Source organism: Micromonospora sp. 4G55, from assembly GCF_016803375.1.
In genome coordinates, this window is sequence record NZ_JAEVHN010000011.1 from 23,770 (window position 1) to 34,000 (window position 10,231).

Genomic DNA, 10,231 nt, shown 5'->3' on the forward strand with positions numbered 1-10,231 from the left:
CGGCGTGGCGACCGATAGATACGTCAACCAGCACCGTCCCGCGCGGACGGCCACGCCCTGCACCCCCGCGGCGGGCCGGCCAGCGCAAGTGCTGCGTAGGCCGGGTGCCCCGGGCGTGGGGCGCCCGCTCCCACCTGGCCTGAGACAGGCCGCCCTGTTCCTCTTCCGCCCTTCGTCTTCATCGACAGGAGGTCCCCTTGCGATGTCCACCCGACTGTGGTTCCGCATCGAGGACGTGCTTCCGTTGGCAGAACACGCCCTCGCCTGCCCTACCCACCGCCTCACCAGGGCGCAGCTCGCCGCGGGCGAACGCACCGGTCCGGCGCTGACCCTGACGCACACCGGCACCAGAGGCGTCCTGAGGTCCAACGGCGTTCCCGTCTGGCACACCGCACAAGGCGATGAGCAGCGCGCCCACAGCACCTCGTGGCATCCCACCGCCGCCAGCGAGCAAGAAGCGACGCAGGAGAACCTGTATCTGCCCCTCGGGCAGGCGGGTCCCCGCGAGCGCCGGCTGATCGACGTCCTGCGCGCCGGCCGCGACCTCGAGCGACCCTGGCTCGCCATCGAACCCGGCACCTGGCCCGGCAACACGCTGGACGCTTCCTGCGTGCAGATCCTCGACCGGCGCGAGGACATCGCCCCGCCCGACGTCCGCTGGCGACCCGTCATGGTCACCTCGCCGCAGGTCGCCGGCCGGTCCTATCCCGCACTGGTAGCCGACGGCTACACCACCGACGCCGGCGGCCTCATCTGCCGCTTCGACCCGGCGACCGCCCGCCGCATGGCCGCCGACCTCGACGGCCCGTGGCGTCGGGGCACCATGCCCGGGGAGTACCCGCTGCTGCGCCTCGACGGTGACACCCTCGTCCTGCTCGAGGAACGCGACACCGGCGCCGACACCCTCCTCGACGTCGACGACCGCTGCTACCCCGACCGGGACGGCTTCTACAGCATCGGCGCCCACCGGTGGTTCTGGCACGCCGACACCACCGCCTGCATGCCGGTGCGCGTCCGGTTGCGGCTGCACCTGACCGCCGTGGCCGCGCGCACGCGCGGGTTCGGCGCCGCCCGCCGGCTGCCCCGGCAGGCGACTCCCGCCGCCGCCGAGCCCTCGTTCTAGCCGAGCGGCCACCCGTGCACCCCGGTGCATGGCCGTCAGGCCGCCGACTACTGCCGTGATCTGCGGGGTGTCCCGAGATCCGGTCCTCGCACTTGATCAGAGCCGCGCTCGAAGCGTGGATCAGTGCTGATCTCCACACGAAAGGACATGCCCATGACCGACGCACCGGAGTCCGTGCCGGCGCACACCATGTTCAAGGTCCTCGCCGCGCTCGGCGAACTCGGCGAGGCCACCGCCACGGCCGTGGCCGAGCACGCCGGCCTCGGCTACTCCACGGCCACCGCGAAGCTGCGCGCCTGGGAGCAGACCGGGCAGGCCGAACGGTTCCGCACCGACGACAACCGCACCATGTGGCGGCTGACCGACACCGGCCGCACCACCACCGCTACCACCCACTCCACGCCACCCTCCCGCGAGGCACCGGCCGACGCGACCCCCCGCGGGGCCGCTGCGGCGGCACCGCACACCGCTGCCCTAACCGATCCCCTCGACACCGCCGCCACGCCCGAGCGCGACGGCGAGCACCCTGCACCGACAGACGGGCACGCCGCCGACGAGCCCCCGGCTTCCGCCAGCGACGCACCTGCCCCGTCGGGCACGGCCACGTCATCCGGGCGGGACGACGAACAGCCGCCGTCGGGGGAGTCCGACCACGACGGCCAGCAGCCCGACCCTGTACCCGACGACGACGCCGAGCGCGGGGCCGAGTCAGACGCCGACCCGGAGGACGAGGCAGCCTCGATGGGACACAGCCGCCGGGCCAAGGGCTCCCTGCGGGGCACGGTGCTGGACATCCTCGAAGCCCACCCCGACCGGGCCTACAAGACCAGTGAGCTGTGCAAGCTCGTCGACGCCGCGAACGCCGGCACCGGCGCGGCCAAGGCCAGCGCCGGAGCGGTCGCCAACGCCGCCACCAAGCTCGTCGCCTCCGGCCAGGCCGTGCAGACCCTCGAGCGGCCCGCCACCTACCAACTCGCCCCCGCCACCGGCAGCCGATAGCCCGCCGGCACCTCTTCAGGTAGCCCAGGGGCGGGCGTCGAAGTTGGCGCCTCACGCCCGCCCCCGGTGCTCCTTCCGAGACAAGGAGCGTTCCCGATTGTCTTCCATCCTGCACACGATCGCTATCGCCGCCGGCGGGGTCCTCGCCGGCCTCGCCCTGTCCGGAGCCCTGCTCTGGCGTCAGCAGCAAGCCCTCGCCGTGGCCCGCTACGAGGCCACCCACGACGAGATCACCGGCCTGCCGAACCGGCGGTTGTTCCTCACCCGCCTGCGCGCTGCCCTCGGCGACACCGCGCCGGTCGGGTTGGTGCTGCTCGACCTCGACCGGTTCAAGACCGTCAACGACACCCTCGGCCACGACACCGGCAACGTCCTGCTCGACCAGGTCGGCCGGCTCCTCGCCGGTCTGCCCGCCCCCGTGCAGGTCGCGGCCCGGCTCTCCGGTGACGAGTTCGCCCTGCTCGTGTCCGGCGACCACGAGGACACCGCGGCCGCAGCCCACGCCGCCTGGCAGGTCATCGCCGCCGCGCCGATCCGCGTGGTCAACGGCGACATCAGCGTGCCCGCCTCGGTCGGGCACACCCACACCCGCGGCCAGCATGCCAGCCCCCGGCAGTTGCTCGCCGAGGCCGACACCGCCATGTACGACGCCAAACGCTCCGGCGGCGGCGTGTGTGAGTACTGCCCCCGCGGCGCCCCGCCGCAGCGGCGCAGCCGCGACCGCCACTACCACTAACCCGGCCCCACGACCCCTCGCACGCCAGAGGACCCCGCAGCCGCCGGCTGCGGGGTCCTTCCCTTTCCGCCCCTGACAAGGGAGACCGCTGTGTTGTCCTTCAACGCCGTGCACACCCTCGCCGGTTGCCTCCTGGCCGTCGACGCCGACGCCGAGACGCTGGGCTGGGGTCAGCCCGCGACGCTGCTGCTCATCCACGACCGGCCCCTGGACACCACCGCAGGGCCGGCGTCGCTGCGCGAGATGTACAGCGTGGAGTTCCCGCTGCACCGCGACGACCTGCTCACCGACCCGGCTGGGCTGCCCGCGCTGCTGCACCGCCTCGCCGCCAGCCTGTCCAACCCGGATGCGCCGACGCCCTACCGCGCCACTCTGCACACCATCCTCGGACTGATCCGCGCGACCGCGCCGCACGCGCGGCTATTGGCGTGGGCCGCCTGCTACGACGACATCCTCACGGTCGACGGCCAGCCCCGGCAGGCCCGCCGTGTCGACGCCGTCGACACCGACGGCCGCCTCTACGAGGTCACCCGTCTGCGCGGCGAGGACCACCCGCTGCTGTGCGTCAACGAGGCCCTCGACCCGGGCGACATCCCCGCCACCCACCCCGGCCTGACCGCGTTGCTCGCGGCCACCGCCCGCTACACCCAGACGAGCACGAGCACGAGCGCGGGTACGGCATGACCGGCCAGGTGCTGCCCCACAGCGACCCCGACGAGCCGATCTTCACCACCTGTGGACCCGACGGGGCGTCCATCCGCTGCCGGGTCTGCGGCGCCGTCGACGAGATCGCCTCCGACGAGATGCCGTCCATGGCCGGCTACGGCGAGGACACCTACACCCGCTGCACCCGCTGCGGATCGGTCGAGACCACCGACCCGATCTTCGGCTGGCGCGCCACGCCCGCCACCTGGCCGCCCCACCCCGACCAGCCGTAACGACCAGCTCGCAGTCATGCATGCATGCAAGCGTGCATGCATGACGGCGGGCGCCCGAATCATCGCCTGTTGCTGAAGGAGCCCTGTCCCGTGAGCACCCACTGCTATGTCGGCGCCACCGACCCGGACAACCCGCACCTCGTGCACGCCCGGTTCGTGCTCTCCGCCGGCCACCCGAGCGTCGTCCTGCCCACGCTGGCCGCGATCTGGGCCGGCCACGCCCGCCAGGACACGCGCGCGCTGATCACCGCGATCCTCGCCACCGACTGGGAACATCTCGACCCGGACATCACCGCCACCTCCGGGTTCGCCGGCCAGCACCCGGTGCCCGGGGTCGGCATGACCCTGGCGGCCACCACCGACAGCATCGCCGACGCGCCGGAGCCGGTCACCGTGTTCCCGCTGTGCCACGCCGGGCACCTCGACGTCGAGTGGATCTACCTGGTGGACCCGGGCACCGACACGATCGCCGTGCACACCGACGACGGCAGCCGCATCGCCCGCTACCCGCTCACCGGCTGCCTGCCCCCGCCCGCCACCATGGGCCGCTGCCTCGCCCAGCGCGACAGCCAGCAACCGGCGGCGGGAGCCTCACGATGAGCGCCCGGGCTCTGGCTTCCGTCGCCGCCGCCGTGATTGCCGTGCTGGTGCTGTGCGCGGGCGGGATCGGCGCCCTGTTCACCGGCGGCGGCACCGCCGCAGCCTCCTGCTATGGCGCGGTCGGCCCGGACGGGCAGCCGCTGCTGCCCCCCATGACCGCACCCACGAGCGGCGGTGCCGGCGGGTGGAACAGCGACCAGACGGCCCACGCCGCCGTGATCGTCACCGTCGGCGCGGAGCTCAAGGTGCCGCCACGCGGGTGGGTCATCGCCCTGGCCACCGCCATGCAGGAGTCCACCCTGCGCAACCTGCCCGGCGGGGACCGCGACTCGATCGGGCTGTTCCAGCAACGACCCTCCCAGGGCTGGGGCACCCTCGCCCAACTGGGGGATCCTCGCTACGCGGCCGGGAAGTTCTACACCGCGCTGCTGGCCGTCGACGGGTGGCAGGCCATGGCACTGACCGACGCCGCCCAGGCGGTTCAGCGCTCCGCCTACCCCGGTGCCTACGCCAAGTGGGAGGACGACGCGATCGCCCTGGTCCGCGTCCTGACCGGCGGCACCCCAACCGGGCCCGTCGCCGCCGATCTGGAGCAGGCGATGAGCAACCCGCTGTGCCTGCTCGACGGCGGCGACGGCCAACCCGGCAGTGAACAGGTTGCCCTGCCCGCCGGGTTCACCCTGCCGCCGGGCACCCCACCGCAGGTGGTGACCGCGATCGGCTGGGCCCTAGCCCAGCTCGGCACCCCCTACACCTTCGGCGGGGACTGCACCGCACCCCACTCCGGCATCCCCGCCCGCCAATGCGACTGCTCCTCCCTGATCCAGCAGGCGTACCGGGCGGCCGGGGTCTGGCTGCCTCGCACCACCGGCGAGCAGGTCCACGCCGGCACCGCGGTCGACGACTACCGGAACCTGCGCCCGGGGGACCTGCTGTTCATCCCCGGCAGCCGCGGCACCACCTCACGGCCCGGCCACATGGGCATGTACCTCGGCCAGGGGCTGATCGTGCAGGCCCCACACAGCGGCGACGTCGTCAAGATCAGCCGGCTGTCCGGGTGGGCCAGCCAGTTGGCCGCCGTGGGCCGCGTCGTGGACTGACACCCGAATCCCCGCACACCGGCTGCAGATCGCGGCTAGCAGGACCGCGTCCTTGGCGCCGCCACCACTTCTGACCTCAACCACACGGAAAGGACATCACCGTGACCGACACCAGCACCAGCATCCCTCGGCAGCCGGGGACCCGGCCCGAGGACGACACCGACTGGGTGGCGTTGGGCCGCCGACTGCAGGACATCCAGAACCGCATGATCCACGGCGGTGATTTCCATCGGTACGGCGACGACTATTACGCCGAGGCGCTGCGCGGCCTGCTCACCGACTCCCGCTCCGGCTGGATTCCCACCGTCGAGCATCAGTGGCTGCTCGACCTGCACACGCACGTGGATCGGCGGAACCTGCAGGAGGCGAACCGGCGGGCCCGCGAGGCCCGCGCCCGTTACGTCACCGCATCACAACAGATTCGTGCGGAGCTGGCCGGGTGGCTGCGCCGGGTCACCAACGAGCGCACCGTGCCGGCCCGCTACCGACGGGAGGGGGTGCTACTCGCCGCCGACTGGATCGACCCGGCCACCCCCGCCTCCCCCTACCCCAGCCTCCAGACCGCCACGACGTCCGGCTCGCCGCAGCCACCCACGCCACCGGTGGACCCGCGGGTGCTGCTGGTGCTGCGGCACGCGGGGAGCGGGAGGGCCGGCTGGCCGTCGGCTGGTGGCGGCAGCACGCCCTGGCCGACCGCCCTCGGGCCGAGCAGGCGCACACCGCCAGGATCGTCCTGGCGGGCATCGACGGCAGCGACGCGCAGGTGCTGCGGACGCTGCCCCGCTTTGACGTCGCCGGCTACGACGCCGACCGCTACCAGGCCCACGCCCCGACCGGCGCTCCTGCCTGGTCCGACCTGCCTGATCTCGACCGGGCGCTGGTCATCGACACGGTGCGCGACGGCTTCACCGACGGCGTCTGCGACGGCGTCGCCGCCTGCTGCGCGGCCCTCCTCGACACCGACGTCTCGGACGATGGGGGGCGGCAGTGAGCTATCAGCCCGGCGACCGGGTCGCCCTGGAACACACCAGCGACCCGCACACCCTCCTACGCCCGGGCGACGAGGGCACCGTGCGCCGCTACAACCCACAGACGCAGGTCCTCGACGTCGACTGGGACAGCGGCTCCTGCCTGTCGATGCTGCTCGGCGAGGGTGACCGCGTCCGCCGCCTGCCCGCCCCGGTCAGCGCCGCGGGTTGGGAGCGGGTGCTCGGGGCGCTGCGTGCCGCCGGGGCTGCGGCCGGTCGGGACGCCGCCGGGTGGTGGGCGCAGCATGTCCTCGGCGGCCGCACGCGTGGCGACGTGACCGCAGTGGCGCGGCAGGTCCTGGCCGGTATCGACGACGTTGACCCGCGAGTTCTCGACGGGCTCCCGACCGCCGACCGATACACGCTGGCCGAGGACTCCGACCGGTACGCCGAGCACGCACCGCCCGACGCCCCAGCATGGGCGGAGCTGTCCGCGCGGCAGCGTGACCAGGCGCGGTGGGCGTGGTGCGACGGCTACGACGAGGCGGCCGAAGCCGAGGCTGCCCGGCAGTGCCACATGGTCCTGCACCCCGACGGTGACGACCGGGACCTCAGCCACGTGCACCCCGACCGGGTGCGGCTGGGCGGACGGGGTGTGTTCGCCGGGGACTGGGCGTGCAGACCCAACCCGGACGGGGACATGCGGATTCCGGTCGGGTTCGTCGGCACCCTGGTCGACACGTGGAACGGGTGGGCGGTGTTCACCTGTACCCGCGAGGTGGCGGAGGCGATCGTCGCCGACCAGTCCGACGCCCGGGACCGCTACCGGCAGCACCTCGCCGCCCAAGGGATCACCGGCGAGCGCCAGGAGTGGATGGTCGACGAATCCATGGCCCGCCTGTGGTTCGAGGGCGACGTCATCGTCGCCGACGAGACCCGGGTGCACGACGACCCGGACGCCATCGAACGGATCACTCCCGACCCGGACGGCCGGTACGTCGTGATGGGCCGCGCCTGGACCTGGATAGCGGTGCATCCCTACGACTGCGACCGGATCGCCGGCCACATCCCCGACCCACCCGCACCCGAGGCCTAACCCCCTGTCCGACACCATCCCTGACACCGAAAGGAGCACTGGCCATGCTCGACGAAAGCGACGACGAGTTCGGCGGGTACGCCCACGAGGAGATCCTGCAGGCCCTCGTGACGCACCTGCTCACCACCGGCGACCTGGACGAGCTCTGCGATGACGCCGGCCTGCCCCAACTCACCCATGACGACGGCACCCCGGTGACCATCACCTCCGCCCGCGTCTACCGCGACGCCGGGGTGCTGACCCTCGACCGCGGCGTGTGGCTGGAACTGTCTGACGGCAGCGAATTCGGCCTGACCGTGCGGATCTCCCGCCGCCCCCGCCACGAGGTCACCCTCTGCCGCCCGTAGCGCCCGATACCGGAACGACTTGATCGATCCGGGACCGGGTGCGTTCCTTGTCGTCGCCCACCGTTGGTGGCGGCACCCCGACCCGGCAGCCCCTGCGGGCTGCCCATTGATGTGAGTACCTCAGGTTGCTGGCCGGCCCCTGTCACGGGCCGCGCCCGGCACCTATCCGTCTCCGCCGCGCGGTACCGCACTACACCGCCCGCGCACCCGGAGACGGGTGCGCGGGCCCCCAATGACAGGAGGCCCCGCATGGACCCTGCAACCCCATCACCCAGCACCGACACCGCCGCCGAATCGGCCGGCGAGCGCCGGCCCGGCTACCTCTACCGGCAGGTCGCCGCCCACCTCGCCGCCCACCCCGACCAGGTACTGAAGGTCGGCGAGATCACCACCGCCATTTCCGCACCCTCCACCGGCGCGGTGTTCGAGGCGCTGAAGAAGATGGCCGCCGCCGGGTACGCCATCCACCACACCGGCCCGCACCGCTTCCAGATCACCCAGGCCGGCATCGACGCCGCCGGCACCATGCCACCACCCGCGCCGCGCACCCCAGCGAACGGCGGCAGGCGTTCGAACCGGCGGCAGCCGGTGGCCCGGCCCAACGGCGACCTATACTTCCCGCGCAGGCTCGCCGGCGCGACGGATGTGGACGTGCTGCGCCGGCTGCGCGACAAGCGCATCCCGGTGCTGCTCTACGGCCCGCCGGGCACCGGCAAGACAGCCCTGGTCGAGGCCGCCTTCCCTGACCTGCTCACCGTCGCCGGGACCGGGGACACCGTCGTGGAGGACTTCCTCGGCACCTTCATCCCGCTGCCCGACGGCGGCTTCGAGTTCGTCTACGGGCCTCTCGTCACGGCGATGCGCGAGGGGCGGGCGCTGCTGGTCGACGACGCCACCCTCATCCCGCCGAAGGTCCTCGCCGTGCTCTACCCCGCGATGGACGGGCGGCGGGTCATCACGATCCCCGGTTACCGCAACGAACGCGTCGAGGCCGTCGACGGGTTCTACGTCATCGCCGGGCACAACCCGGGTGTGCACGGCGCCATCTTGACCGAGGCCCTGGCGTCGCGGTTCGACGTGCACATCGAGGTCACCACCGACTGGGAACTCGCCCGCCACCTCGGCGTCCCCGCCCCCGCCGTGGCCGCCGCCGTCGCGCTCAACGACGACTTGGCCGCCGGACACGTCAGCTGGGCGCCGCAGCTGCGTGAGCTGCTCGGCTTCACCCGCGTCCGCAAGACCCTCGGCCTGCCCACGGCGTGGCGAACCTCGCCGGCCGCGCCCCCGAGCACGACCGCGAGACGGTCACCGCCGCCCTGCGGCAGCACTTCGGCACCGAGATCACCGCCCTGACCCTCGGCAAGCAGCGCTGAACCGGAGAGGAGAACAGTCATGCCCCATCCCCACAGGCACCTGCAATCCGGCACCACCGGCCCTACCGCCGGCGACCCGGACTGGCAGGACTGGAGCACCGCTTGGACCCGGCACATCCCGGTCCTGACCGGCCGCACTGACCTGACTGTCACCGTCGCACCCGGCGCGGGCGGCGGCGCCCCCCGCCTGCTTCTACCCCGACAGCGGCCGTATCGAGGTCGACGCCAGCCACATCGGCACCCCCGATGTGGCAGACCCTCGCCGCGCCGGCCACAAGCGCCTGGTGCCCACCGCCTACGGGCTGCTCGTACACGAAGCCGCCCACGCCGCCCACAGCCAGTGGACCGCCCCGCCCGGCACCCCACCCGTCGTCGCTACCGTCGCCGAGCTTCTCGAGGAGTCCCGCGTCGAGAACCGGCAGCGCACCCGCCGCCGCAGTGACCGGCGGTGGCTGCGCCGCACCGTGACCACCCTCCTGGACCCCGGCGACGCGCCAGTCGACGACGCCTGGCACGCCGGCAACCTCGCCGGCCTGCTCCTGGCCAGGGTCGACGCCCGCATCATCACCGCGAAAGACATCAAGGGTGTCCGCGCCGCCGTCACCACGATCCTCGGCCGCAAACGGCTGCTGCATCTGCGCGACGTGTGGCGGCAGGCCCATACGACCGGCGACACCGATGCCGAGCAGATGATCGGCCTGGCGTGGCGGTGGTGCCGCATCCTCGGCATCGACCCACACCGCCAACCGCACCCGCCCACCGCGGACCCCGGGGTGTTCGCCGGCCTACTCGCCCAAGCCCTCGCGGACTACCTGGCCCACACCGCCGGGCTGACACCAGCCCAATACCGAGACCAGCAGATCACCGCCCGCTTCTCGGCGCCCGCGACGTGGACACGCCGCGACCCCACCGACGCCGAACGCGCCGCCGCCCGCACCCTCGCCGCCCGGC

At 73.1% G+C, this 10,231-nt stretch carries 10 protein-coding genes and 2 pseudogenes; all 12 read left to right on the forward strand.

Annotation, left to right across the window (positions count from 1 at the left end):
* Positions 1 to 202: 202 nt before the first annotated feature.
* Positions 203 to 1,123, forward strand: a complete 921-nt coding sequence (locus JNW89_RS02325) for a hypothetical protein (protein WP_238447463.1) — start codon at positions 203 to 205, stop codon at positions 1,121 to 1,123.
* A gap of 153 nt (positions 1,124 to 1,276) precedes the next feature.
* Positions 1,277 to 2,122, forward strand: a complete 846-nt coding sequence (locus tag JNW89_RS02330) for a MarR family winged helix-turn-helix transcriptional regulator (protein ID WP_238447464.1) — start codon at positions 1,277 to 1,279, stop codon at positions 2,120 to 2,122.
* A 97-nt stretch (positions 2,123 to 2,219) separates the two neighbouring features.
* A complete protein-coding gene (locus JNW89_RS02335) occupies positions 2,220 to 2,858 on the forward strand; it encodes a GGDEF domain-containing protein (protein WP_238447465.1) in 639 nt (212 codons plus the stop codon).
* Between the two features lie 90 nt (positions 2,859 to 2,948).
* Positions 2,949 to 3,542, forward strand: coding sequence for a hypothetical protein (locus JNW89_RS02340; RefSeq protein WP_238447466.1), 594 nt, complete (start codon positions 2,949 to 2,951; stop codon positions 3,540 to 3,542).
* The gene (locus JNW89_RS02345; protein WP_238447467.1) at positions 3,539 to 3,796 is read left to right on the forward strand and encodes a hypothetical protein; all 258 of its coding nucleotides are present in this window, start codon (positions 3,539 to 3,541) and stop codon (positions 3,794 to 3,796) included. Before JNW89_RS02340 ends, JNW89_RS02345 begins: the two co-directional genes overlap by 4 nt.
* Positions 3,797 to 3,886: 90 nt before the next feature.
* Positions 3,887 to 4,396 (forward strand): hypothetical protein, encoded by a 510-nt coding sequence (locus JNW89_RS02350; RefSeq protein ID WP_238447468.1) that lies wholly within the window; start codon positions 3,887 to 3,889, stop codon positions 4,394 to 4,396.
* The gene (locus JNW89_RS02355; RefSeq protein WP_238447469.1) at positions 4,393 to 5,496 is read left to right on the forward strand and encodes a C40 family peptidase; all 1,104 of its coding nucleotides are present in this window, start codon (positions 4,393 to 4,395) and stop codon (positions 5,494 to 5,496) included. The genes JNW89_RS02350 and JNW89_RS02355 overlap by 4 nt, the downstream gene beginning before the upstream one ends.
* A 439-nt stretch (positions 5,497 to 5,935) precedes the next feature.
* On the forward strand, positions 5,936 to 6,487 hold the full coding sequence (locus JNW89_RS02360) for a hypothetical protein (protein ID WP_238447470.1): 552 nt from the start codon (positions 5,936 to 5,938) through the stop codon (positions 6,485 to 6,487).
* The gene (locus tag JNW89_RS02365) at positions 6,484 to 7,560 is read left to right on the forward strand and encodes a DUF4314 domain-containing protein (RefSeq protein ID WP_238447471.1); all 1,077 of its coding nucleotides are present in this window, start codon (positions 6,484 to 6,486) and stop codon (positions 7,558 to 7,560) included. The genes JNW89_RS02360 and JNW89_RS02365 overlap by 4 nt, the downstream gene beginning before the upstream one ends.
* Before the next feature lie 44 nt (positions 7,561 to 7,604).
* Positions 7,605 to 7,907: a hypothetical protein gene (locus JNW89_RS02370; protein ID WP_238447472.1), complete on the forward strand. Its 303-nt coding sequence runs from the start codon at positions 7,605 to 7,607 to the stop codon at positions 7,905 to 7,907.
* A gap of 249 nt (positions 7,908 to 8,156) precedes the next feature.
* Positions 8,157 to 9,280, forward strand: a pseudogene (locus tag JNW89_RS02375) (AAA family ATPase).
* Positions 9,281 to 9,564: 284 nt separating this feature from the next.
* Positions 9,565 to 10,231, forward strand: a pseudogene (locus JNW89_RS02380) (VWA domain-containing protein); the annotation flags it as partial.

Bases quoted from the DNA above. Each gene is read 5' to 3' on its own strand.
- JNW89_RS02325 (WP_238447463.1), top strand. From the start codon at position 203: ATGTCCACCCGACTGTGGTTCCGCATCGAGGACGTGCTTCCGTTGGCA.
- JNW89_RS02330 (WP_238447464.1), top strand. From the start codon at position 1,277: ATGACCGACGCACCGGAGTCCGTGCCGGCGCACACCATGTTCAAGGTC.
- JNW89_RS02345 (WP_238447467.1), top strand. From the start codon at position 3,539: ATGACCGGCCAGGTGCTGCCCCACAGCGACCCCGACGAGCCGATCTTC.
- JNW89_RS02355 (WP_238447469.1), top strand. From the start codon at position 4,393: ATGAGCGCCCGGGCTCTGGCTTCCGTCGCCGCCGCCGTGATTGCCGTG.
- JNW89_RS02370 (WP_238447472.1), top strand. From the start codon at position 7,605: ATGCTCGACGAAAGCGACGACGAGTTCGGCGGGTACGCCCACGAGGAG.